The 23,329-nt window shown below is 46.4% G+C and carries 23 protein-coding genes; 12 read left to right on the top strand and 11 right to left on the bottom strand.

The window, feature by feature from the left end; genetic code table 11:
- Nucleotides 1-18: 18 nt before the first annotated feature.
- A complete protein-coding gene (locus HZF10_RS03210; protein WP_176004735.1) occupies nt 19-516 on the top strand; it encodes a DinB family protein in 498 nt (165 codons plus the stop codon).
- Here HZF10_RS03210 and HZF10_RS03205 read toward each other — a convergent pair.
- A complete protein-coding gene (locus tag HZF10_RS03205; RefSeq protein WP_176004734.1) occupies nt 513-2,540 on the bottom strand; it encodes a hypothetical protein in 2,028 nt (675 codons plus the stop codon). The two genes, HZF10_RS03210 and HZF10_RS03205, sit on opposite strands and share 4 nt — an antisense overlap.
- A gap of 134 nt (nt 2,541-2,674) precedes the next feature.
- Nucleotides 2,675-3,421 carry a 3-oxoacyl-[acyl-carrier-protein] reductase gene (gene fabG, locus HZF10_RS03200; RefSeq protein WP_176004733.1) on the bottom strand — a complete coding sequence of 249 codons (747 nt, stop codon included), beginning with the start codon at nt 3,419-3,421 and terminating at the stop codon, nt 2,675-2,677.
- Nucleotides 3,422-3,575: 154 nt separating this feature from the next.
- Here fabG and HZF10_RS03195 point away from each other — a divergent pair, with 154 nt between their 5' ends.
- The gene (locus HZF10_RS03195) at nt 3,576-4,298 is read left to right on the top strand and encodes a hypothetical protein (RefSeq protein ID WP_176004732.1); all 723 of its coding nucleotides are present in this window, start codon (nt 3,576-3,578) and stop codon (nt 4,296-4,298) included.
- Nucleotides 4,299-4,328: 30 nt separating this feature from the next.
- Here HZF10_RS03195 and HZF10_RS03190 read toward each other — a convergent pair whose 3' ends face one another.
- The 9 genes from HZF10_RS03190 to HZF10_RS03150 form a co-directional block, all read right to left on the bottom strand.
- Entirely contained in the window at nt 4,329-6,713 is a 2,385-nt protein-coding gene (locus tag HZF10_RS03190) for a DUF7619 domain-containing protein (protein ID WP_176004731.1), read from the bottom strand.
- Between the two features lie 116 nt (nt 6,714-6,829).
- The gene (sucD, locus tag HZF10_RS03185; RefSeq protein ID WP_176004730.1) at nt 6,830-7,702 is read right to left on the bottom strand and encodes a succinate--CoA ligase subunit alpha; all 873 of its coding nucleotides are present in this window, start codon (nt 7,700-7,702) and stop codon (nt 6,830-6,832) included.
- Between the two features lie 81 nt (nt 7,703-7,783).
- Nucleotides 7,784-8,146: a nuclear transport factor 2 family protein gene (locus HZF10_RS03180; RefSeq protein ID WP_176004729.1), complete on the bottom strand. Its 363-nt coding sequence runs from the start codon at nt 8,144-8,146 to the stop codon at nt 7,784-7,786.
- Complete coding sequence (locus HZF10_RS03175) at nt 8,147-9,076, bottom strand: UDP-3-O-(3-hydroxymyristoyl)glucosamine N-acyltransferase (RefSeq protein WP_176004728.1); 930 nt, start codon at nt 9,074-9,076, stop codon at nt 8,147-8,149.
- A 100-nt stretch (nt 9,077-9,176) separates the two neighbouring features.
- Nucleotides 9,177-9,743 carry an elongation factor P gene (gene efp / locus HZF10_RS03170; RefSeq protein ID WP_176004727.1) on the bottom strand — a complete coding sequence of 189 codons (567 nt, stop codon included), beginning with the start codon at nt 9,741-9,743 and terminating at the stop codon, nt 9,177-9,179.
- Between the two features lie 187 nt (nt 9,744-9,930).
- The gene (gene lpxA / locus HZF10_RS03165) at nt 9,931-10,716 is read right to left on the bottom strand and encodes an acyl-ACP--UDP-N-acetylglucosamine O-acyltransferase (protein WP_176004726.1); all 786 of its coding nucleotides are present in this window, start codon (nt 10,714-10,716) and stop codon (nt 9,931-9,933) included.
- A gap of 10 nt (nt 10,717-10,726) precedes the next feature.
- Nucleotides 10,727-12,115, bottom strand: coding sequence for a bifunctional UDP-3-O-[3-hydroxymyristoyl] N-acetylglucosamine deacetylase/3-hydroxyacyl-ACP dehydratase (locus HZF10_RS03160; protein ID WP_176004725.1), 1,389 nt, complete (start codon nt 12,113-12,115; stop codon nt 10,727-10,729).
- A complete protein-coding gene (gene lpxD, locus HZF10_RS03155; protein WP_176004724.1) occupies nt 12,115-13,143 on the bottom strand; it encodes a UDP-3-O-(3-hydroxymyristoyl)glucosamine N-acyltransferase in 1,029 nt (342 codons plus the stop codon). The genes HZF10_RS03160 and lpxD overlap by 1 nt, the downstream gene beginning before the upstream one ends.
- A gap of 120 nt (nt 13,144-13,263) precedes the next feature.
- A complete protein-coding gene (locus HZF10_RS03150) occupies nt 13,264-14,499 on the bottom strand; it encodes an HD domain-containing protein (RefSeq protein ID WP_176004723.1) in 1,236 nt (411 codons plus the stop codon).
- A gap of 143 nt (nt 14,500-14,642) precedes the next feature.
- Between HZF10_RS03150 and HZF10_RS03145 the strand changes: the two genes are divergently transcribed.
- From HZF10_RS03145 to HZF10_RS03100, 10 genes are all read left to right on the top strand, one after another.
- On the top strand, nt 14,643-14,963 hold the full coding sequence (locus HZF10_RS03145) for a hypothetical protein (RefSeq protein WP_176004722.1): 321 nt from the start codon (nt 14,643-14,645) through the stop codon (nt 14,961-14,963).
- 137 nt (nt 14,964-15,100) lie between these two features.
- Nucleotides 15,101-15,586 carry a hypothetical protein gene (locus tag HZF10_RS03140; protein ID WP_176004721.1) on the top strand — a complete coding sequence of 162 codons (486 nt, stop codon included), beginning with the start codon at nt 15,101-15,103 and terminating at the stop codon, nt 15,584-15,586.
- 18 nt (nt 15,587-15,604) lie between these two features.
- Nucleotides 15,605-16,066, top strand: a complete 462-nt coding sequence (locus HZF10_RS03135; protein WP_176004720.1) for a helix-turn-helix transcriptional regulator — start codon at nt 15,605-15,607, stop codon at nt 16,064-16,066.
- A 104-nt stretch (nt 16,067-16,170) separates the two neighbouring features.
- Nucleotides 16,171-16,698 carry a DUF4199 domain-containing protein gene (locus HZF10_RS03130; protein ID WP_176004719.1) on the top strand — a complete coding sequence of 176 codons (528 nt, stop codon included), beginning with the start codon at nt 16,171-16,173 and terminating at the stop codon, nt 16,696-16,698.
- Between the two features lie 36 nt (nt 16,699-16,734).
- Nucleotides 16,735-17,112: a VOC family protein gene (locus HZF10_RS03125; protein WP_176004718.1), complete on the top strand. Its 378-nt coding sequence runs from the start codon at nt 16,735-16,737 to the stop codon at nt 17,110-17,112.
- A gap of 304 nt (nt 17,113-17,416) precedes the next feature.
- Entirely contained in the window at nt 17,417-18,970 is a 1,554-nt protein-coding gene (gene porX, locus HZF10_RS03120) for a T9SS response regulator signal transducer PorX (protein ID WP_176004717.1), read from the top strand.
- Between the two features lie 3 nt (nt 18,971-18,973).
- Complete coding sequence (tsaE, locus tag HZF10_RS03115) at nt 18,974-19,393, top strand: tRNA (adenosine(37)-N6)-threonylcarbamoyltransferase complex ATPase subunit type 1 TsaE (RefSeq protein ID WP_176004716.1); 420 nt, start codon at nt 18,974-18,976, stop codon at nt 19,391-19,393.
- A 136-nt stretch (nt 19,394-19,529) separates the two neighbouring features.
- The gene (locus tag HZF10_RS03110; protein WP_176004715.1) at nt 19,530-20,723 is read left to right on the top strand and encodes an alanine dehydrogenase; all 1,194 of its coding nucleotides are present in this window, start codon (nt 19,530-19,532) and stop codon (nt 20,721-20,723) included.
- A 153-nt stretch (nt 20,724-20,876) separates the two neighbouring features.
- Nucleotides 20,877-21,254 carry a DUF4258 domain-containing protein gene (locus HZF10_RS03105; RefSeq protein ID WP_176004714.1) on the top strand — a complete coding sequence of 126 codons (378 nt, stop codon included), beginning with the start codon at nt 20,877-20,879 and terminating at the stop codon, nt 21,252-21,254.
- A gap of 97 nt (nt 21,255-21,351) precedes the next feature.
- On the top strand, nt 21,352-23,130 hold the full coding sequence (locus HZF10_RS03100; protein ID WP_176004713.1) for an ABC transporter ATP-binding protein: 1,779 nt from the start codon (nt 21,352-21,354) through the stop codon (nt 23,128-23,130).
- Nucleotides 23,131-23,329 lie beyond the last annotated feature (199 nt).

Genomic DNA, 23,329 nt, shown 5'->3' with positions numbered 1-23,329 from the left:
TAACCAAAACAACTACTTATGGACAACACGCTCACCTCTGCGCTACTCGGGGAACTCAATCTCGAAATAGCTTCGACACGAAAATGCCTGGAGCGCATTCCCGAATCGCTATTCGGATTCAAACCTCACCCAAAATCCATGGAAATGGGTTACCTGTCGGTTCTCGTGGCCCAAATCCCATTGTGGATCGTACATATGATGGAAGATTCGGTCATCGATTTTGCTACGTTTCCGCAACCTAAAATCGAAACGAACGCCCAATTGGTCGCGTATTTCGATCAAAATGTCGAAAAGGCGAAAAAGACACTTTCCAAAGCCAAAGACAAAGACCTCGACGGAATGTTCTATTTAAAGGATCATGGGAAGGAACTGTATTCGGCTTCCAAGAAAAACGATATCCCGACGACGCTCAACCATTGGGTGCATCACCGCGGGCAATTGACGGTTTACATGAGGCTCAATGATATTGCGGTGCCGTCGGTTTACGGTCCTTCGGCCGATGAAAAAGGCTTTTAAAGCATGCCGTTGTACTTGCGGATGAACCATTCGGCAGCCAGCGAACAGGCGATCAGGATAAGCATGAGCAGGCTGTCGATCAACGGTATTTTCCTTACGATTTCCTTCTCTACCGATTTGTAGTCGGTATTGCTCAAGAGTGACTGGATCAAATCGTCGACTTGGTTCGGAAGGTACGCTTTGCCCGAAGTCTGCGACGCCAATTGGCTCAGTTTCGCCACGTCGGGATTCACGAACTGTTTTTCTATGTCGAAATCGAGAATCTCGAAATAGCCGTTGTAATTGGTATTGCTGCCCAATTCACGCACCGAAAAATTGTATTGTCCGGCCGCCAATCCGTCGAGGTTGACCTTATAGGAATTGTTGGTTTTGAGCAGATCGTAACGCTTGGTTTGCTTCGTGACTTTGTTCGTGACCGTTATCGTAAGTCTCGCCTTGTCGTCGAATTCGTAGTTCTTGTTGAAGAATTGGGCCGTGATCGCGATCGCTTCTCCCGAATTGTAAAAACTCTCATGGTTCACGACAAGCGACTTGCGCGAATTGTCGGACGCGAGATATTGCACGATCTTATCGGCGAAAATATCGAATTTTTCGAACGATTTGTTGTCGATGTGCGATTGCAGACGCCACTTCCAAATGCCTTCGCCCAACAGGTAAGCCGAACGTTTGCCGCCGTTTTCAAAGAACGTCAGCATAGGCGAACCCGCATCGATGTTGCGGATCGTCGCGCCCAAAAGCGTATTCGCGTTGCCTTTTACCGAAACCGTCCCGAATGTATTTTCCAAAGGCGGGAACGATGCGAATCCTATATCGTCTATCGCGAACAGGTTGAAACCCGAATCAAAGGCTGCGATGTAGTCTTCTTTTTGCGAACTCATGCGGAATTCCAGATCCGATTGCTGTTGGTTCAGAAAACCGAAATCGGTATTGTCGCCCGTAATGATAAACGTGTTGACGCCGGCACTTTTATTGGCTTCGAAAACTTGTCGGAATTCGGCCGATGGCTGATACAAAATTAAAACATTGTAGTCGCGTAATGAATTAGCAGCGTTTGGTTTAAGGATAGTTACCTTACGTTGTGAATTCGATTCTATGGCACGTTTCAAAGTACCAAGATCCGGATGGTTGATAGACGATATGATCGCGATTTCGGTGCGTTGATCGATCACTTCCACCGCAAAATTCTTGGTGTTGTTATACGTGTTTTTCTCCGATTCGCTCGACGTCAGGTTGGCCTTGAAAACCTCCAAACCGACATTATCTGCCGGGAGCAGCAAATTGACGACTTCCGAACGTTTTGATGACGAAAATGATACTTGCTGACGGCTCAGGACAGTCGAACCTTTGGTGATGCTGAAATTCGCGTTCACGCTTTTGTTTCCCGAATATTGAAGGAAAACCTCTACCGGAAATTTGTTCTTGTGGAAAGCGTATTTGTTCACGTTGACTTGCATCACGCGCAAATCGAGAAAAGTCGTCGTGTCGCCCAAAATGATCGGATAAACCTTATTCTCGGGCGAAAAGCTGTACACGTAATCGCTTCCTTCGGTTTGATTTCCGTCCGTAATGACGACCGACGGATACTTGCGGTTCCGGTTGATACTCTTGAGGTTCTTGGCCACTTCGTCGAGATTCGTCTGCCTGCCTTTGAAATCGAAGCTTTCGGATGGTTCGAAGCCTGAATCGAAACGGTACGTCTGCATATCGAATTTGTCTTTTAAACGCGAATCCGAAGTGAGTTTCCTGAAAACTTCGGTAGCCGCGGCATCTGCTTTGAGGTCAATTACCGATGCGGAATTGTCTACTACAACAGGCAAAGGTGTCTTTTCTGTCTCGTAGGTGCTTTTGGTGACTTTCGGATTGATAAGCAGCAGCAATACGCCAAAAATCGTAATGAAACGCAAGAAGGCTAGCAACAGATGGGTTTTACTCTTGTGTCCTGCTTTGAAAAGATATTGGTAGAATGCCAATCCGGCCGCCAAAACTATTGATAGTAAGAGCATTAGGATCGTAATGGCGGTCATATTCGAAAGTGGATATAAAAAAACTAAGATACTAATTAAAACATAGGATTTACAAGCCTTTGCGGGCCATTATCACATTTTTATGAAACAAAAAAAGCCGCCTCGTGGGCAGCTTTAGTCAATTTTTATGTCTTTTAGGTAAGCATTCCGCCGTCTACGTTGAGCACTTGGCCCGTCACGTAAGCGCTCAAATCTGAAGCGAGGAATAGACAAGCATTTGCTACATCTTCGGGAGTTCCGCCTCTTTTCAAAGGAATGCTGTCTCTCCAGCCTTGCACGACTTCTTCGTTGAGTTTGCCCGTCATTTCGGTTTCGATAAAGCCCGGTGCGATCGCGTTGCAACGGATATTACGCGAACCCAATTCCAAAGCGACCGATTTCGTGAATCCGATGGCTCCCGCTTTCGAAGCCGCATAATTCGCTTGTCCGGCATTTCCTTTCACACCGACAACCGAACTCATGTTGATGATCGAGCCCGCGCGGTTCTTAAGCATCGTTTTCTGTACGGCTTTGGTCATGTTGAAAACCGATTTCAGGTTCACGTCTATGACTTTGTCGAAATCTTCTTCCGGCATACGCATCAACAGGTTGTCTTTGGTGATTCCGGCATTGTTGATCAGGATGTCTACGGTACCGAATTCGGCCAAAACCGTATCTACGAATTCCTGTGCCTGGTTGAAATCGGCTGCATCAGATTGGTAACCTTTCGCGCGCACGCCCATCGAATTCAATTCGTCTTCGAGAGCCTTAGCCGATTCTACCGAAGAACTGTATGTGAACGCTACGTTGGCGCCGTGTTTGGCGAACGCCTCGGCGATGCCTTTTCCGATTCCGCGGCTCGCACCTGTAATGATGGCCGTTTTTCCTTCTAGTAACTTCATGTTTTGAATGTAAAGTTGATTTGTCCTTCAAATATAGGAATTATTGCAGGCTTAAAAAGTGCGCATTCCCAAAGTTTCACAAGGTTTTTTAACAATAGTTCGGTGATGCTTTAACCAAATCCTGACTACCTTTAAGCGACAGATTCGATTTGTGATGAACCTATTGCGCAAAACCATTAACCTGCACACGGAACTTCTCGAAATCAGGAATAAGCAGCTTGCTGAAAACCAGATTCTTGAGCGGGTTTCCGAAATTTTGAACGAAAATGCGGTGCGTCGTGCCGAAATTCTCAAAGCGATCGAATCGGGCGACGGCGTATCCGAAAACCATCTCGAATTTGATTTACTCGAAACGGGCAGGATTTTTCATTTGGACCAAATCCGTAAAATTTGTATCGATTACAGGCTGCGTTTTCTTGAATCGAAGTATTTCAAAGGCGGTATTCCAGAAGAAGCCATAACCCAAATCAGCATGCTCGAAAATGACCATGCCACGAATTTGGGCGGATTCCGTATCGTCGCGCCTACCAAAACCTTCCAATTGAAGAATTTCAACGACCCGCTTTTGTTCGCGCCCATCGGAAACGGCTATTATTACCTCGTGCACAAATGGGGAAACGATTTGGATTCGTGGCGTAAAATCTGGGTTTGGCCGTTCCGCAACCTGATTACATTCACGTTGCTGACAATCGCAATCAGTTTTTTGGTGACCTGGGTTACGCCCGAAACCAATCTGAGCAAAAGCGTACCGATGGCCGGAACGATCATTTTCCTGTTCGCGTTCAAATCTGTTTTTGCAGTGACGATGTACAGTTTCTTCATGCTGGGAAAGAAATTCAACTGCAGCATTTGGAACAGCGAATATTTCAACGATTGAAAAAGGCCTCCGATTGGGGAAGCCTTTTCTTTATTTCTTGATAAATTTTGCGTTTGCCTTTCCTTTATCGGAAGTTATCCTGACGAAATAGGTCCCGGTTTTTAATTTAGACACATCGATCGCATTTAAGGATCGCGGGTCTGCTATAGAAAGAACCTGCCTGCCCATGATATCGTACACATCCAACGATTCGATGATGGACGCGTCTTTTGCGTGGATGGAAATGGTATCGCTTGCCGGATTCGGATACAAACTGAAATAATCGTTGAACTCGAAATCCGGGTCAGACAATGCCTGGATGAACGTTATGGCCGAACCGGTTGGGATCGGAACATTGTAATCAAAGAAAATACCGGCCGAATTTATCAGGAAATTCCCGGGTGACAATGTAGGAAGCGTCTTGACCTTAAATACGATATATCCGTCGTTAAGCCCATCCTCGAACGCAAGGTTGATGTTCTCGAAAACGAAATCTGTGCGCATGCCTACGAAGCGTGTAAAAAAGTCATGACTTGCACTAAGCGTCACCAATGAGTTCATGTCAAAACGCGTCGGGTCGATGGTGTCTGAAATCACCACGTTTTGGGCTGGAGCCGTTCCTGTATTCTCGAATCGGATCATGTAATGCACGTATTCCCCGATTTTATCGCTTCCGACAACGTTGCCTTCAAGACAGATCTTGTCGTTCGGATCCAACGAATTCACCACCACCGGATTGATTTGTGCCGTATTGTCAAGAGGCGTTTCATCGGACGGATTTCCTGTAACCGAAGCCGTAAAGTGAAGGATGTCGCCCGAATTCAAAGATGGCGTATCGGTTGGCGTATTGAGCAACAGGATAAGGTTGATTTCGCGCGTTTCGAAAGGCTGAAGATCCGAGAAATTCCACGACCAGATCGAAGCCGTTTGACTGGTTTCGGTTGGAGTCACTGTAACGATTTGGCTTAGTGTAGAATCGAACGCAAATGTCACCGAACCCGATTGGGCTTCCGTGCCTTTGTTCTTGTAAACGATTTTCAGTTGGTTCTCGAATCCCGGACGGAACGTCTGCAAAGCAAAAACGACCACTTCAAGATCTGGATGCGAACCGTTGGCCGACACACAGAAATCCTGCGCAAACGGACTCGACTGGGTCGGGAAATCGACCGTGACAGAAGACGGTGAAACATTAAAATAATTTGGGTTTTCAAGCATCGGAAACAACGTATGAATGCCAGCCTGTAAAGGCATCGTATAACTGCCGTTTAGATCAGCCGTCAATTGTCCGGATACGTTTGTAGCCGAAAGGCCTAACTTGAAAAAAGGGATTTCTGCATTTCCTGTATCGCAAGCTTCTGTCGAAGGATTGAAACGAGCCGTACCGTTCACGGTGTAAAATTCTCCGCCGGGAACAAACGTGCAATACGAATTCACCACGGTATCGTAAAAAAGATTTGAAGCGAGCGTTCCTATGGCCGCCACTTGAGACTCGTCTGCACATATATATTGCAGGTTGGGATTATCAAAAAACTGAAAACTCGTTTCGTCCGTGCCGTTTTTGGCGAAAATGCTTACCAAGGCGTTGTCGTTGCAAACCAAATGTTCCAACATGGTGTTTTGGGAAACATCGATCGTTCCGATGTTGTTGTGCTGCACGTCCAAATTCCAAAGCAAAGGATTTTGGCTTACGTCTATGGTCGTCAAAAGATTGTACGCCATCCAGATGATGCGAAGGCTCGGCAATCCTGAAACGTCGATAGTCGCGATATCGTTCGACGGACACAGCAATTGCTCGAGCGAAGTACAACCAGAAAGATTGAGGTTTTGCAGGTTGTTGTCGTCCATCCTTAAAGTGATCAGGTTGGAAAGATTCGAAAAATCGATTGAATGAATGTCGTTCGAAGCGCCTTCAAAATACTTAAGAGCCGACAAACTGTGTACGTCAAGCGTCGTCAGGTTGTTGTTGTACACCTGTAGATTCTCTAGCGAGGTAAGGCCATTCAAGTCTAATGTGCCAATTTCATTGCCCGAAACATTGATGTACTCAAGATTTGAAAGTCCCGAAACGTTTACGCTAGTCAAATGAGAGTTGTAGATTTCGAGTAAAGTCAAGCTCGAGAGTGCGCTTACGTCTAAAGTCGAAACGTTCTGTTCTGACGTGCGGAACTCCGTGAGGTTGGTGAAATACTCTACTCCCGCAAAACTTTGGATTTTGGGAATGGCATTGTAGATGCTGATCCTGGAAACAGTCAACGCTTCACTTTGTTCGATCTCGTTGTTGCCGTTCGCGTCAATCTGGAAAGGATTATCGGAGCTGTCAAAAGTGCATTCGCCCGACAATAGTTTGGCCTTGAACTGAGCGTCTGGAATTGAAATGATCTGGGCTTTGACCCCGACTGCAAAAAGCAGCAAGAGCAGTAGGTAGTTGTTTTTCATTAGTTGTGGTTTAGTATTGTTCAGATGGTAGAAACCGAAATGGGTTGCGTGTGTAATTTCTTACAAATAAAAAAGCCCTGCAATAGCAAGGCTTCTTTTTATATGAGATTTGAGAATTATCCCAAAACTTCTTTCACTTTCTTTCCGATTTCGGCCGGTGAATCCACCACATGGATACCGTTTTCGCGCATGATGCGTTTTTTGGCCTGGGCCGTATCGTCAGCACCACCGACAATTGCTCCTGCGTGACCCATCGTGCGGCCTTTTGGAGCAGATTCTCCTGCGATGAACCCGATTACAGGTTTGCGGTTTCCGTCGGCCTTGATCCATTTTGCGGCATCGGCCTCCAATTGTCCACCGATTTCACCGATCATGATGATGGCTTCGGTTTCAGGATCGTTCATCAACAATTCTACGGCTTCTTTCGTCGTGGTTCCGATGATCGGGTCACCTCCGATTCCGATCGCTGTCGTGATTCCCAAACCTTGTTTCACTACTTGGTCGGCAGCTTCGTAAGTAAGCGTTCCCGATTTAGAAACGATTCCTACTTTTCCTTTTTTGAATACGAAACCTGGCATGATACCCACTTTCGCTTCTTCAGGCGTAATGACGCCCGGACAGTTCGGTCCGATCAGGCGGCACTCTTTTCCTTTGATATAGTCGTAAGCGCGAACCATGTCGGCAACAGGAATTCCTTCTGTAATGGTAATGATGACTTTGATTCCGGCATCGGCAGCTTCCATGATGGCATCTGCGGCGAATGCAGGCGGAACGAAAATGATCGTCGTGTCGGCTCCGGCCTTGTCGACGGCATCCTTCACGGTATTGAAAACCGGACGGTCAAGATGCGTAGTTCCTCCTTTTCCCGGAGTGACGCCACCTACCACGTTGGTTCCGTATTCAATCATTTGGGAAGCGTGGAAAGTTCCTTCGCTGCCTGTAAATCCTTGTACGATTATTTTGGAATTCTTATTGACTAAAACGCTCATTGCAGTTCTGTTATTAGGTTTAATTTTCGGTTGCAAAAGTACGGCTTTACGTTCGAACTTTCGCGATTTTAAAATGCATTTTTAAGACAGCTGGCTGATTTGGTAACCTCGGTACAATTTGTCGTCCTTCAATTCCCAAATCACCATGAAATGCGCGAGCAGCATCTCCTCACGAGGATTCTCGATCGTCTTGATGTAATGCGAATAGCGCACGGTGATGGAGTTCCCTTCCTGCAACAAATGCGAGATCCGGGCTTTCGATCGTATGTAAGCTCGGCCCAATTCGGTGGTCAGTGCCAGCAGCTTTTCGCGATCGAGCACGATAAGCCCTTTGCTGCTTTGCCATTCGATCTCGATGTCGGGATGGATGTAGGCCGACATGACCTCAGGGTCGATCAGCGCATCCGATTTGTAGAATTGTTGGACAAATTTCTTCGGTCCCATTTATTTCAGCTTTTGTATGATTTCAGGCAAGAAACGCAAGCCGGCCATTTGTTTCATGGCTTCACGCGCTTCGACGGCTGGGCTTCCGTAATATTGTTTTCCGCCTTCAAGCGTTTTACTGATACCGCTTTGGGCGAAAATCTCGACTTTGGATTCGATAGTAATGCCGCTTCTGATACCGACCTGGCCCCAAATCGTGACTTCGTCCTCGATGACGACGCAGCCCGCGATCCCGGTTTGTGCAGCGATAAGGCATTTTTTACCGATTACGGTATCGTGCCCCACGTGTACCTGGTTGTCGATTTTTGTGCCGTCGCCGATGGTCGTGTCACCCGTAACGCCTTTGTCGATCGTGCAAAGCGCACCGAGGCAAACGTCGTTTCCAATGACGACTCGTCCGCCAGAAAGCAGTTTGTCGAAACCTTCAGGACGTTTTTTGTAATAGAAAGCGTCGGCTCCCAAAACCGTTCCCGAATGGATCGTTACGTTGTCGCCTATCACGGCATTGTCGTAAATCGCGACGTTGGCATGGATGACGCAGTTTTTCCCGATCGTCACATTGTGGCCGACGAAAACATTAGGCTGGATGACCGTGCCCTCGCCTATCGTGGCCGATTCCGAAATCGCTACCGAAGCCGGAGTAAACGGTTTGAAATGTTTGGTCAGTTTGTTGAAATCGCGGAACGGATCGTCAGAAATCAGCAACGCTTTGCCTTCCGGACAATCGACTTTCTTGTTGATAAGTACGATGGTCGCAGCCGATTGCAATGCCTTGTCGTAATATTTCGGGTGGTCTACGAACACGATATCACCTGGCTCTACCACGTGGATCTCGTTCATTCCCGATACCGGAAAATTGGCGTCACCTACGAACTCGCATCCGATTATGTCGGCGATTTCTTTGAGCGAATGGACTTTGGGGAATTTCATTTTACAAAATGAGATAATTTGGAAATTTGGAAATTTGGAAATGACTCAGCGGTTCGCATGGCATTTTCAAATTTTCAAATTCCCGCATTTTCAAATTCAATTATTCTTTAACGCGTTCCATATAAGCACCCGAAGCCGTATCGATCTTGATCTTGTCGCCTTCGTTGATGAAAAGCGGCACGTTTACCGATGCTCCTGTTTCTACTTTAGCAGGTTTTGTAGCGTTCGTGGCCGTGTTTCCTTTTACTCCAGGCTCGGCATAAGTGACTTCAAGGACTACAGATGCCGGCATGTCCACAGAAAGCGGCGCTTCGGTTTCGGCGTTGATGATGACCTTTACCGTAGAACCTTCCTTGAGCAATTGAGGTGCATCGAGGATGTCCTTGTTCAAAGAAATCTGCTCGTAAGTTTCGGTGTGCATGAAGTTGTAGTTGTCGCCTTCTGCATACAAAAACTGGAATTCGTGCGTCTCTACACGTACTTCCTCAATTTTGTGGCCAGCCGAAAACGTGTTGTCAAGCACTTTTCCGTTCGTAAGACTTTTGAGTTTCGTTCTAACGAAAGCCGGTCCTTTACCAGGTTTTACGTGAAGGAATTCGATGATTTTGTAGATATCGTTATTGTATTTGATACACAATCCGTTGCGGATGTCAGCTGTACTTGCCATTATCTGGAATTATGAATTATAAAATTATGTATTAACTAATTTGAAAATTTGAGAATTTGAAAATTTGGAAATGTACTGGATTTATGAAAAAATGACTTCTGAATTTCAATTCTATAATACGGCTAGCCGTTTACTACAATTGCCTCATTTTCAAATTTCCAAATTTCCAAATTTCCAAATTCCAAAATTAATAACTTCCCGAATATCCTTTCATGATACCACGCGAAGAATTCCTGATGAACATGATGATTTCATCGCGTTCAGGAGTCGCCTCGAATTCGGCCTCGATAATGCCCAAAGCCTGGGAAGTATTGTAATTTTTCTGGTATAGGATGCGGTAAATGTCCTGCAGTTCGCGGATTTTTTCCGAAGTGAAGCCTCTTCTTCTCAATCCTACCGAATTGATTCCGACATACGAAAGCGGTTCTTTCGCGGCCTTCGTATACGGAGGGACGTCTTTGCGCACAAGCGATCCGCCAGAAATCATCGCATGGTCGCCAATGCTGATGAATTGGTGGATTGCGGCAAGACCTCCGATGATCGCATAATTTCCTACGGTCACGTGTCCGGCCAACGCCACACCGTTGACGATGATTGCGTTGTCGCCTATATGGCAGTCGTGCGCGATGTGTGCCGTAGCCATCACGAGGCAGTTGTTGCCCAAAGTGGTCTGGCCCGAAGCGATCGTACCGCGGTTGATCGTAACGCATTCGCGGATCGTGCAGTTGTCGCCGATGATCGCAAGTGATTCTTCGCCTCCGAACTTCAAATCCTGGGGAACGGCCGAAATGACCGCGCCCGGGAAAATATTGCAGTTCTTCCCGATTCTCGCGCCTTCCATGATGGTTACGTTAGATCCTATCCAGGTGCCATCGCCTATGACGACGTTGTTATGTATGGTCGTGAACGGTTCGATCACGACGTTCTTTGCTATTTTAGCGCCCGGGTGGACGTATGCCAGCGGTTGGTTCATAAGTTCTTGTTTAGCTGTTTTTTGCGATTTGTGCCATCAGTTCGGCTTCGGCTACCAATCTGTTGTTGGCATAAGCTTTGGCTTGCATGTGACAGATACCGCGGCGTATCGGGGAAATAAGGTCGCAATAGAATACGAGCGTATCACCCGGAAGTACTTTTTGCTTGAATTTCACGTTGTCGATCTTCATGAAATACGTGAGGTAGTTTTCCGGATCCGGAACCGAGCTCAAAATAAGAATGCCGCCGGTTTGCGCCATGGCTTCCACAATTAAAACACCTGGCATTACGGGCGCTCCGGGAAAATGCCCTACGAAGAAACTTTCGTTCATCGTCACGTTTTTCAAACCTACGACATGGCTGTCCGACATCTCGAGGATCTTATCGACAAGCAAGAACGGCGGACGGTGCGGCAACATAGACATGATCTTGTTCACATCCATCAACGGCTCTTTGTAAATGTCGAAAGTAGGAACCTGGTTGCGCTGTTCTATCTTGATGATTTTTTGCATTTTCTTGGCGAACTGCGTGTTGACGAAATGTCCCGGTTTGTTCGCGATGACTTTTCCTTTGATGCGCGTACCGATAAGCGCCAAATCGCCGATCACGTCAAGCAATTTGTGGCGTGCGGCCTCATTCGGATGGTGCAACGTAAGGTTGTCGAGGATGCCATTCGGTTTGACAGAGATATTGTCCTTCCCGAAAGCCGATTTGAGGTTCTTCATCGTGTTTTCGGAAATTTCCTTGTCCACGTAAACGATCGCGTTATTCAAATCGCCTCCTTTGATCAAACCGTGATCGAGCAAGGTTTCGAGTTCGTGAAGGAAGCTGAATGTACGCGAATCGGCGATTTCGGTCTTGAACTCCGAAACGTTTTTCATCGTCGCGTTTTGTGTGCCCAATACCTTCGTACCGAAATCGACCATTGCGGTCACTTGATAGTCGTCTGCGGGCATCACAATGATCTCGCTTCCGGTGGCCTCGTCGTTGAAAGAGATGACTTCCTTGACCACGTAATAATAGCGTTCGGCGTCCTGTTGCACGATTCCCGCTTTCTCAATGGCTTCGACGAAATATTTCGAAGAACCGTCCATGATCGGCGGTTCCGAAGCGTCGAGCTCGATAATCACGTTGTCTACGTCGCATCCGACCAAAGCCGCTAAAACGTGTTCAGAAGTCTGGATTTTGACGCCCAATTTCTCCAGGTTCGTACCGCGTTGCGTATTGACTACGTAACTCGCGTCGGCCTCGATTACGGGGCTTCCTTCAAGGTCTACCCTTACAAAAGTATACCCGTTGTTCACGGGTGCGGGCTTGAAGGTCATTTTTACGTCCTTACCGGTATGAAGACCTACTCCGGTAAGCGATATTTCATTTTTTATGGTTGTTTGCTTAACCATTATTTGTTGTTATTGGTTTGTTTCATGAATTCGTCCATGTCCGAAACTATTTTAGGAAGGTTCCTGAAATGGACATAGGATTTGTTGTAATCGCCGTATGTGAACGCCGGGCTGCCTTGAAGCACTTCGTCGTCCTTGATGTTTTTTCCGATTCCCGATTGGGCCTGGATGCGTACGTTATTGCCGATTACGAGATGGCCTACGATACCGACCTGCCCGCCGATCTGGCAATTCTTACCGATTTTGGTAGAACCCGCAACTCCAGTTTGGGCTGCGATTACGGTATTTTCGCCGATTTCGACATTGTGCGCGATCTGGATCTGGTTGTCGAGTTTCACGCCTTTGCGGATCACGGTCGAACCCATCGTAGCACGATCGATAGTGGTGCACGAGCCGATATCGACATTGTCCTCGATTACGACATTTCCGATTTGCGGAACTTTTTTGTACGAACCATCGGGTGTCGGCGCCCATCCGAAACCATCGGCACCGATAATGGCGCCTGAATGGATCGTGCAATCGTTCCCGATCACCGTTTCCGAATAGATTTTAGCACCTGCAAAAATGGTTACGTTGTTACCTATTATCACATTGTCACCGATAAAAACGTTCGGGTAAATCTTGACGTTATCGCCCAAAACCGCATTCACTCCCAAATAACTGAAGCTTCCCAAATACAGGTTTTCGCCGTATTTCGCGCTATCGGAAATCACCGATGGCTGTTCGATTCCGGTCTTGTTTAGTTTGACCTGGTTGTACACTTCGAGCAATCGGGTAAACGCGCCGTAAGCGTCGGCAACTTTGATAAGCGTGGTGGTTATAGGAGATTCGGGCTCGAAAGACGCGTTCACGATCGTGATCGAAGCCTGTGTCGAATAAATGTAATTCTCGTATTTCGGGTTGGAAAGGAAGGTAAGCGAACCTGGGGTTCCTTCTTCTATTTTAGCGAGCTTCGATACTTCGGCCTCGGGATTCCCGACGACTTCACCTTCTAGTATTCCGGCTATTTGTGCTGCTGTGAATTTCATTCTATCTGATTAAAATTTCCATTGACATAGAATGGAATCCGTGAAAACGTTACCGTACTTATATGCGAAATTTTGGTTCGTCTCCATCCCGACAAAAATATAAAAATTTGATTTTCTACCTTATTTTTCTGAAAGATGTTTTGGGAAACAGATGTAATATTTGGTCACCGGTTTAGACAGTGCCTTGAGGTTCAATTGGTCAGAAGCCTCGACCACATCTTCGACAGTCCTGTCTTTCTTAAGGATGCGGATGGGTTCTGCTTCTTTGCTGTACGCCTGATTCTTGATTTTGCCTTTGAACACGAAATAATGCGCTTCTTCTATCGAAATGCCCTTTTCTGAAGCGTAACTTTTCAAATACGAATCCATTTCGTCTTTCGTGAACTTTTCGGCGCCTAATTTTACTTTGAGCAGGTCGCGGTTCACGATCATCCGGCTGAGTTCCGAAAGGATGAAATCGTCACAAAATTGCCAGCTTTTGAGCGCGCTCACGATGTCGTAGTCGTCGAGCCTCGAAAATCGGTCGAGGATATTTCGGTCAAAATTGTCAAGCGTGACCTTGTTATCCATAAAAAACTGAAGGTTTCCCGAACATTCGAGCTTCTGCCCTTTCTGCACGAGCTCTTTTGCCCTTTTCAACGCTTTCATCAGGATCAATTCGGCGACGAGACTGGTTTTGTGAAGGTACGCCTGCCAGTACATCAACCGGCGCGCCATAAGGAATTTCTCTACGGAATAGATGCCTTTTTCCTCCATCACAAGCGTGTCGTCGACCACGTTCATCATTTGGATCAGGCGGTCGGAATTGATATTCCCTTCGGCCACGCCCGTGTAAAAGCTGTCGCGTTTCAAATAATCCATGCGGTCCATGTCGAGCTGGCTTGAAATAAGCTGAAGCATGAATTTACGGTGGTATTCGCCTTTAAAAACCTGAATGGCGAGCGATAGTTTTCCGTTGAATTGACGGTTGAGCTCTTCCATGAACAAAAGCGAGATCGACTCGTGGTTCACCGATTCGACGATGGAATGCTCCATGGCGTGCGAAAACGGTCCGTGGCCGATATCGTGCAACAGGATCGCGACGAGCAAAGCGGTTTCTTCTTCATCGGAAATCCTGACCTCCTTAAAACGCAGGACCTCGACGGCTTTTTGCATGATGTGCATCGCTCCTATTGCATGATGGAAACGCGTGTGATGTGCGCCCGGATACACCAAATACGACAATCCCATCTGTGAAATCCGGCGCAAACGCTGGAAATACGGATGCTCGATCAGGTCGTAAATAAGCTCGTTTGGGATGGTGATGAACCCGTAAATCGGATCGTTGAGAATCTTGAGTTTATTCGTTTGGGCCACGGCGTACAATTTGAAGCACAAATATAGCCGCTTTCCCGTTAACATTCATTGGCAAAAGCGGTTAAACCCGCGTTAATCCGATTTAAATGCAAAACGTTTGGAAACGTCGGATGTACCTTTAAATAAATCCAAAATGCGAAATCATGAAAAAGTTCATCATCACTTCGGCAATGCTCGCCTTTTTTGGAATAGCGAGCGCCCAGCAAGACGGGCAAGCCGACCAGGATAAGATTCAACAGGAACCGCCAAGACCGACACAAAAGCAAGTAGAGCGCTCGGCGGCGGTCGATGCGAAAGCCAATTCGGTCAAGAAACAAAGCGAGAAGGAATTGGAAGGTGAAATGCGCGCCAAACAGAAAGGTCAAAGCCAGAACGTGAAAACCCAACCAAACAGCGGCGTGCCGAATAAATTGAACGATACGTTGAATCCGCCGCAGAAGAAAGCGGTGACGCCTCAGCCGTAATTAACAAAAAAGGCAGAAAAAATGTAAAGGACGATTGTGATAAAAGCCGACCTTTGCAGACCTAACAGGTTTTAGAAACCTGTTAGGTCTGCAACCCCAAAATCATGATGGGGATTTGTAGTGGTAAAAAATAGTCCATGCCTTTCAATCGCGCCAATTTCCATAAAAGCACATTCTGCATTTTCAAGGAGTCCGAAACCCCCGACCGTTCTCCCGACTACACAAGTTCCTCGGGTAGCCAATATTGGTTTTCCGATGAGGGAGTTTTCCGCAAATCGAACCATTGGGGACGTGCCGCCAAATGCAAATGGAGGTTGGTCGCCAGCACGGGAAAAACATCGCGTCAAAAGTCCGGATATGCCGATTGGTCAGGTTTTGCGAGCGATAACGAACATGAAAAACTGTACTTTCTGAAGTCAGATGCAAATTCGTTGCATTACTTCCACAAAGATGTTTCAGATTACACAGGCGAATTCTTAAGGACTTCTGGCGATACGATGAAACGCATCCGTCAAATCCGCAATTATTTAAAGAAGGGTGCGGTTTCCGAATCAGTTTTGCATCTTCTGCTGAATTCGGACAAATCACTTTATGAAATCGAAAGAGTCATTTCCCAAACGTGATTTCATAAATTTGAACCGATGAAACCTCGATTTTTTTCAAGACACAAAGAGACGATTTTTTACAGCCTTATCATGGGCATCGCATTGTTCGCGTTGCGCTTCCTCGAAATTCGGTTTTTCGTTTTCGATTATACGATGGAATTTTTTGTCGCAGGAATCGCATTGCTGTTCACGGCACTCGGGATTTGGCTGGCGCTCAAGTTGGTCAAGCCGAAAACGGTGATCGTAGAGAAAATGGTTCCGGCGAAAATCGATATCGAAATCAACCAGGCCGAACTCGATCGCCTCGGCATAAGCAAACGCGAACTGGAAGTGCTGCAACTCATGGCAAAAGGCCATAGCAACAACGAGATCGCATCTGAACTTTTCGTTTCGCTGAATACGGTCAAGACACATGCTGCCAACATATTCGAAAAACTTGAGGTCGCCCGTCGCACGCAAGCCGTCGAAAAGGCAAAAAAGCTCGGTTTGTTGGCCTGAACCACTCGCCTAAAAGTATGATTTTGGTAAAATCACCCGAAAGTATGAGCCGATTTTGTAGTGTCCGACACAACTTTGCGGTATAAATCTCAAAACCTTACCACATGAAAAAAACAATTTTTAAGTACGGACTAATTTCGGGTCTGATCGTAAGTTTCACGTTGATGCTGTCGGCCATAATCGGTATCGAAGAAGTGATGATGGGCGATTGGGGAATGGTCGTCGGTTTCGGATCGATGATCATCGCTTTCGCATTCATTTTCGTAGGCATCAAAAGTTATCGCGACAACTATTCGAACGGAACCATCACGTTCGGGAAAGCATTACAGGTCGGGCTTCTCATCAGTCTTATCGCGTCCACATTTTATGTTTTGACATGGCTTGTGGAATATTACATGCTCTATCCCGATTTTATGGAAAAGTACATCGCCATGTGCATGGAAAAAGCGAAACAGGCCGGCAAGACCGCAGAAGAACTGCGCAAGATGAATGAAGATTTCAAGTTCTCGCGCAAGATGTATTCGACGCCTCTTGGCGTGGCCTTGGTCACTTATACCGAAATTCTGCCGTTGGGAATCCTGGTTTCATTGATTGCCGCGCTTGTCATGAAAAGAAAGTACGTAAAAGCTTAAAATAAAATTCGACTAATCGATTAAAGAAAAATAAGAATGAAACGAGTAACAGGAATCGGAGGCATTTTCTTCAAATGCAAGGATCCGCAAAAGATGAACGAATGGTACAAAACGCATCTCGGGATCAACGTAAGTCCTTACGGGGCACAATTTCATTGGAAACAGCAAATCGAGTCCGATGAAAACGGCTATACGCTTTGGAGCCCGTTTCCCGATACGACCAAATATTTTGAACCGTCTTCAAGGGAATTCATGATCAACTACACCGTGGAAAACCTTGTAGCACTCGTAGAGGAACTTAAGAAAGAAGGCGTCGAAATTGTAGACGAAATCGCGGTTTATGAGTACGGGAAATTCGTGCACATCCGTGATTGCGAAGGCAACAAAATCGAATTGTGGGAACCAGCGAAATAAGCTTCCGAAAAGCGGTTAAATAAACGTTAATCAGTGCCTTCGCAACAGATTTTTGAGCTAACTTAGTTCTTGTAATTATAGCGATATAAATACTTAAGAACCTGAAGAACAATTTCAGAAAGTTAGATTTCTATTTGTTATTTAGGTTATTGATGAGAGAGGTTTCATTTTTATGAAACCTCTTTCTGTTTGTATAAGTGCCTGAGCAAAAAAGTGCGTGAGTGCCTTGAGTAAGTTTATAAAAATTTTGGCATCGGCCGAGATGTTAAAATGTTAAATTGCCGACCAAATTAGACAACACAAAATGGATAAAATTCAAATACTTTGGGTAGACGACGAAATCGACATGCTCAAGCCGCACATCATATTCCTCGAGAAGAAAAACTACGAAGTGACCACGCGTAACAACGGCCCGGATGCGATCGATGTCTTCGACGAGAAGAACTTCGACATCGTTTTCCTCGATGAGAACATGCCCGGAATGAGTGGCCTCGAAGTACTTGCTGAACTCAAGGAAAAGAAAGCGTCGGTGCCTGTGGTGATGATCACCAAATCGGAAGAGGAATATATCATGGAAGAAGCCATCGGTTCCAAGATCGCCGATTACCTGATCAAGCCCGTTAATCCGAACCAAATCCTGCTTTCGCTCAAGAAAAACCTCGACAATTCACGTCTGGTTTCAGAAAAGACGACGCTCGACTATCAAAAGGAATTCCGTAAGATCGCCATGGAAATGGCCATGGTGAATTCTTGGGAAGAATGGGTCGATACGTACAAGAAACTCATTTTCTGGGAGCTTGAACTCGAGAACATCGAAGACCAAAGCATGATCGAAATCCTCGAATCCCAAATGACCGAAGCCAATTCCCAATTCGGAAAATTCATCGAGCGCAATTACGAGGATTGGTTCGAGCCAAAAGCCGACAAACCGGTCACGTCGAACGTGCTTTTCAAGGAATTGGTCGTGCCCGAACTCAAGAAAAAGGATAAGCCGGTACTGTTCGTGGTCATCGACAACCTGCGTTACGACCAATGGAAGTCGTTCGAATCTGTCGTGTCGAACCATTACAAGCTCGAAAAGGAAACGGCCTACTACTCTATCCTTCCGACGGCTACGCAATATGCGAGGAATGCGATTTTCTCGGGGTTGCTGCCAATAGAAATGGAAAAACAATTCCCGCAATACTGGAAAAACGACATCGACGAAGGCGGAAAAAACCTGCATGAAGCCGAATTCCTTACGGCCCAATTGAAACGCCTCGGACTCAATATCAAACAAGATTATTTCAAGATCACGAACCTTGCGGGCGGTAAAAAACTTGCCGAATCGTTCAAGACCTATAAAGACAACGATCTGGTGACGGTCGTGTACAACTTCATCGATATGTTGTCGCACGCCAAAACCGAAATGGACGTGGTAAAAGAACTCGCCTCGGACGACAAAGCCTATCGCTCGCTTACGTTGAGCTGGTTCCGCAATTCGCCTTTGCTCGAAATCATCCAGCAAGCGCAATCGCTGGGCTTCAAGCTCATCATCACCACCGATCACGGTACGATCAACGTCAAGAATCCGTCGAAAGTCATCGGCGACAAGAACACGAGTTTGAATCTGCGCTATAAAACAGGCCGCAGTTTGTCGTACGAGGAAAAAGAAGTCTATGCGGTGAAAGACCCGAAGAAAATCGGGTTGCCTGCGATCAATATGAGTTCGTCGTTTATCTTTGCCAAAAACGACGATTTCCTCGCCTACGTGAACAATTACAACCATTACGTGAGCTATTACCGCAATACGTATCAGCACGGCGGTATTTCGCTGGAAGAGATGATCGTCCCGTTTTTGGTATTCAACCCGAAATAAACTATGGTTTTTGAATTCGATTTAGACGGAATCCACCTGGCCGCACGCCGAATCCTCGATTCCGAGCCTAAAAAAGTACTATTGTTCTATGGCGAAATGGGTGTCGGAAAAACCACGTTGGTCAAAGAGATCGCGCGCGCTCTGGGCGTTGAAGGTGCAACGAGCAGCCCGACATTCTCGCTCGTGAACGAATATCACATCAATCCGCACGAACGTTTGTATCATTTCGATATGTACCGACTCAAAAACGAGTCGGAAGCGTACGACATGGGCATGGATGAATACCTGTATTCGGGTGATTGGTGCCTTATCGAATGGCCTGAACAAATCCCGAACCTGATCCCGGAGTCACATTCGGTCATCCGTTTATCGGTTTTGGAAGACGGAAGACGCAGGTTGGAGATGGAGAACGTAGTAGGATAGTCGACAGTTGCGTTAGCAGAAAATACAGTGGTTTTGGCCAAGAATTGTCTTCTGTAACCGCAACTGCCTCTACAACTAAAAAAACCTTTCTCCATTCCACATTTTTGCCTAATTTAGGCAAGCAAATTCCCAAACCATGGCCTTAACGCCTTTCACCAAGCAGCAACTGCTGCCGCAGGAAGAAACTCTCGAGGTGACGCCTCAAAAGAGCGAGCTTTTCATCGGTATTCCCAAAGAGACTTCCTATCAGGAAAGACGTATCTGCCTGACTCCGGACGGCGTAAATTCGTTGGTATCCCACGGTCATCGCGTGATGATCGAAGCAGGTGCCGGACTTTCCGCGAGCTATTGCGACAAGGAATACAGCGATGCCGGAGCCGAAATCACGGCCGACACCAAAAAAGTCATGGGTTGCCCTATCCTACTCAAGGTCGAGCCGCTTACGATGAAGGAAATCGAGATGGTCAAGCCTTCGACGATCGTCATTTCGGCCATCCAATTAAAAACACGCAAAAAAGAATATTTCGAAGCTTTGGCCAAGAAGAAGGTCACTGCGTTGGCTTTCGAATATATCAAGGACGAAGACGGATCGTATCCGGCCGTAAAATCCTTGAGCGAAATTGCCGGAACAGCTTCCATTTTGGTTGCGGCCGAACTCATGATCAACAACGAATTCGGGAAAGGCTTGCTGTTTGGAAATATTACGGGCGTCGCACCTACAGAAGTCGTCATCCTCGGAGCCGGAACAGTAGGTGAATTCGCCGCAAGATCCGCATTGGGATTGGGCGCAAGCGTCAAGGTTTTCGACAATTCGATCACCAAATTGCGTCGTTTGCAGCAAAACCTGAACAACCGCATCTTCACTTCGACCATACAACCCAAAAGCATCCTCAAAGCGCTTAGGCGTTGCGATGTCGCGATTGGGGCGATGAGAGGCAAAGATCGATGTCCCGTCGTCGTGTCCGAAACCATGGTCGAACACATGAAACGCGGCGCGGTGATCGTAGACGTGTCGATCGACATGGGCGGCTGTTTCGAGACATCCGAAGTCACGACCCACGAAAAACCTACGTTCATCAAGCACAACGTGATCCATTATTGCGTGCCGAACATTCCTTCGCGTTATTCAAAATCGGCCTCGCTTTCAATCTCGAACATCATCACGCCTTATCTGTTGCAGATTGCCGAAAACGGTGGGATCGAACCCGCGATCCGCATGGACAAAGGCTTGCGCAACGGCGTCTATATGTATCACGGCATACTCACCAACAAAGTGATCGGCGATTGGTTCGGTCTTCCGGACAGCGACGTGAATTTGATCGTATTTTGATTGTGAAATGTAAAATGTGAAATGTTAGACGTCACATTCACATTTCACATTTCATATTTCACATTTCACATTTCACATTTCACATTTCACAAACTCATATTACACCTTGCCAATCCTACAAATCCTGCTACCTTTGCGCCCAAATCAGACCACATGAAATTCTACGCCCGTTTCGCCTACTATATTTTCGGATTCGCCATCGGTATTTTCTTCGTTTCCATGATGTGGAGCCAAAAAGGCGTGAGCTGTAACTACTTTCCGAACGCGCGTGTGCTTAACGATATCCGCCAAAAACCGTTCTATTATTCAACCCAGGCCGACAGTACTTTCGCGCAAGGCTGGATCGATAAGAACGACATCAAATATGTACTGACCAAAGGAGATGTAGACTTTTCTAAAAGCAATGTCTCGGTAAAAGGCGGTAAATTGTATGTCATTTCGGGCGAAACCACAAAAAATCAGGCGGTCGTGCTCGAAGTCGTCAACGGTTCAGACAAAGCGCTTTTGAGGAAAATCGAAAAATCGAAATAATTCGTTCGATCAAATTCAAGTTGCCTTGTGATGATTCCCAAATAATTAAAGAATCCTTAACAACTCGTTTTCGTATTTTTGGGCAAACTCCAACCCAATGCCACGCAGAGCGGAAAACGACCTTCCCAAAGCCAAGATAACGGCTTCATCACTTCAAAGAGGATTACAGATTTTTAAATTTTCGGGAAACCATAGATGGAAATTCTATCTAGGGCTCGTCTTTTTGATTTTGACAAGTGCGACGGCATTAGCCTTTCCAAAACTTGTAGGAATGTTGGTCGACTGCGCCAAGGAAGGAAATCTGCCGAAAGCGAACAATATTGCCCTGGGCTTGCTCGGCATCTTATTTTGCCAGGCATTCTTTTCGTTTTTCAGGTTGTCGCTTTTCATCCAATTCACTGAACACACGCTTGGAAACCTGCGTCTTGCGCTTTACAGCCATTTGATAAAGTTGCCAATGACGTTCTATTCCCAAAGACGTGTTGGCGAACTCAACAGCCGACTTAGCGCCGATACTTCTCAAATTTATGACACTTTAGCCACCAGCCTTGCCGAATTCCTAAGACAATTCACGCTTATTATAGGAGGAATTATCCTGCTTGCTTTCATGAGCGAGAAACTGACGCTGATGATGCTTGCAATCGTACCGTTGGTTGTCATTGCCGCCGTGATTTTTGGAAGGTTTATCCGCAAATATTCCAAAAAGACGTCCGACGCCGTTGCCGAAAGTCAAGTTGTGGTCGAGGAAACCTTGCAAGGCATAACAAATGTCAAGGCGTTTGCGAACGAATGGTTCGAAATCGGACGCTATTCGGAAAGAATCAAGGAAGTCATTAATCTGGGAATTAAAGGCGGCCAATACCGCGGTTACTTTGCTTCGTTCATCATCTTGTGTCTTTTTGGCTCGATCGTAGCGGTGGTTTGGTACGGCGTGGTACTGATTATCCAAGGCGACATGAAAATAGGCGAATTGGTTTCTTTCGTGCTGTATTCTATCTTTGTAGGAGCTTCATTTGGCGGAATTGCAGAAATCTATTCCCAATTACAAAAGGCCGTAGGCGCGACCGAACGTGTTTTCGAATTGTTGGGAGAAGAATCAGAACAAATAAAATCTGTCCCACAAAGCGACATCCCTAAAATAAAAGGGGAAGTTGCGTTCGAGCACGTTGCGTTCAGTTATCCGTCGCGACAAGAAATCCAGGTTTTGAGAGATGTGAATTTCAGTGCCGATTTCGGACAGAAGATCGCGCTCGTCGGCCCAAGCGGCGTCGGGAAATCTACGATTGCCTCATTGTTGTTGCGCTTTTACGATATAGAAGGCGGACACATCCAGATCGACGGAAAAGACATTTCCCAATACGACCTTGAAACGTTGCGCGGAAACATGAGCATCGTGCCGCAGGACGTGATTCTTTTCGGAGGAACGATACGCGAAAACATCGCCTACGGAAAACCCGAAGCCACCGAACAGGAAATCGAAACCGCTGCAAGACGTGCAAATGCGTATGATTTTGTCAATGGCTTCCCTGAAAAATTCGACACCATCGTTGGTGAACGCGGCATCAAACTCTCGGGCGGCCAACGCCAACGCATCGCGATTGCACGCGCACTCTTGAAAAATCCTGCTATTCTTATTTTGGATGAAGCTACGTCTTCTCTCGACAGCGAAAGCGAAAAACTCGTACAGGAAGCGCTCGAGGTTTTGATGGAAGGACGTACGAGCATCATCATCGCCCACCGATTGTCCACCATCCGCAACGCCGATAAAATCCTGGTACTGGACAAAGGCGAAATCATCGAACAAGGCACGCATTCCGAATTGATGCTGCATGAAAACGGACTTTACAGAAGTTTGAGCACGCTGCAGTTCAGCTAAAGCGATTTCGTTTTAAATTCATCTTAAGGCTTGTTAAAACTCAAGATGCCAATCATGGTTGGCGACAAGTGAAATCGTGTCACGGCTTGTCAATTTCAGGCCTTAAACGAGGTGTTTTTCGAAGTTTTTTAATCGCATTTTTGCGAATGTTAAAGTTTAAGATTTTTCTTAAATCATATTCGACGTCCTCCTAATTTTG

Origin of the sequence: Flavobacterium agri, from assembly GCF_013401995.1 — a bacterium.
Classification (GTDB): Bacteria; Bacteroidota; Bacteroidia; order Flavobacteriales; family Flavobacteriaceae; genus Flavobacterium; species Flavobacterium agri.
Note: the sequence above shows the minus strand (reverse complement) of the source record. Positions and strands in the feature narration are given on the sequence as shown.

Coding starts and splice junctions, on each gene's coding strand:
- HZF10_RS03205 (WP_176004734.1), bottom strand. CDS start 2,540: ATGACCGCCATTACGATCCTAATGCTCTTACTATCAATAGTTTTGGCG.
- HZF10_RS03160 (WP_176004725.1), bottom strand. CDS start 12,115: ATGGTTAAGCAAACAACCATAAAAAATGAAATATCGCTTACCGGAGTA.
- HZF10_RS03100 (WP_176004713.1), top strand. CDS start 21,352: ATGCCACGCAGAGCGGAAAACGACCTTCCCAAAGCCAAGATAACGGCT.
- HZF10_RS03140 (WP_176004721.1), top strand. CDS start 15,101: ATGCCTTTCAATCGCGCCAATTTCCATAAAAGCACATTCTGCATTTTC.
- lpxD (WP_176004724.1), bottom strand. CDS start 13,143: ATGAAATTCACAGCAGCACAAATAGCCGGAATACTAGAAGGTGAAGTC.
- tsaE (WP_176004716.1), top strand. CDS start 18,974: ATGGTTTTTGAATTCGATTTAGACGGAATCCACCTGGCCGCACGCCGA.
- sucD (WP_176004730.1), bottom strand. CDS start 7,702: ATGAGCGTTTTAGTCAATAAGAATTCCAAAATAATCGTACAAGGATTT.
- efp (WP_176004727.1), bottom strand. CDS start 9,743: ATGGCAAGTACAGCTGACATCCGCAACGGATTGTGTATCAAATACAAT.
- HZF10_RS03125 (WP_176004718.1), top strand. CDS start 16,735: ATGAAACGAGTAACAGGAATCGGAGGCATTTTCTTCAAATGCAAGGAT.
- HZF10_RS03175 (WP_176004728.1), bottom strand. CDS start 9,076: ATGAAATTCCCCAAAGTCCATTCGCTCAAAGAAATCGCCGACATAATC.
- HZF10_RS03105 (WP_176004714.1), top strand. CDS start 20,877: ATGAAATTCTACGCCCGTTTCGCCTACTATATTTTCGGATTCGCCATC.
- HZF10_RS03190 (WP_176004731.1), bottom strand. CDS start 6,713: ATGAAAAACAACTACCTACTGCTCTTGCTGCTTTTTGCAGTCGGGGTC.
- HZF10_RS03145 (WP_176004722.1), top strand. CDS start 14,643: ATGAAAAAGTTCATCATCACTTCGGCAATGCTCGCCTTTTTTGGAATA.
- fabG (WP_176004733.1), bottom strand. CDS start 3,421: ATGAAGTTACTAGAAGGAAAAACGGCCATCATTACAGGTGCGAGCCGC.
- HZF10_RS03195 (WP_176004732.1), top strand. CDS start 3,576: ATGAACCTATTGCGCAAAACCATTAACCTGCACACGGAACTTCTCGAA.
- HZF10_RS03180 (WP_176004729.1), bottom strand. CDS start 8,146: ATGGGACCGAAGAAATTTGTCCAACAATTCTACAAATCGGATGCGCTG.
- HZF10_RS03110 (WP_176004715.1), top strand. CDS start 19,530: ATGGCCTTAACGCCTTTCACCAAGCAGCAACTGCTGCCGCAGGAAGAA.
- HZF10_RS03210 (WP_176004735.1), top strand. CDS start 19: ATGGACAACACGCTCACCTCTGCGCTACTCGGGGAACTCAATCTCGAA.
- HZF10_RS03130 (WP_176004719.1), top strand. CDS start 16,171: ATGAAAAAAACAATTTTTAAGTACGGACTAATTTCGGGTCTGATCGTA.
- porX (WP_176004717.1), top strand. CDS start 17,417: ATGGATAAAATTCAAATACTTTGGGTAGACGACGAAATCGACATGCTC.
- lpxA (WP_176004726.1), bottom strand. CDS start 10,716: ATGAACCAACCGCTGGCATACGTCCACCCGGGCGCTAAAATAGCAAAG.
- HZF10_RS03135 (WP_176004720.1), top strand. CDS start 15,605: ATGAAACCTCGATTTTTTTCAAGACACAAAGAGACGATTTTTTACAGC.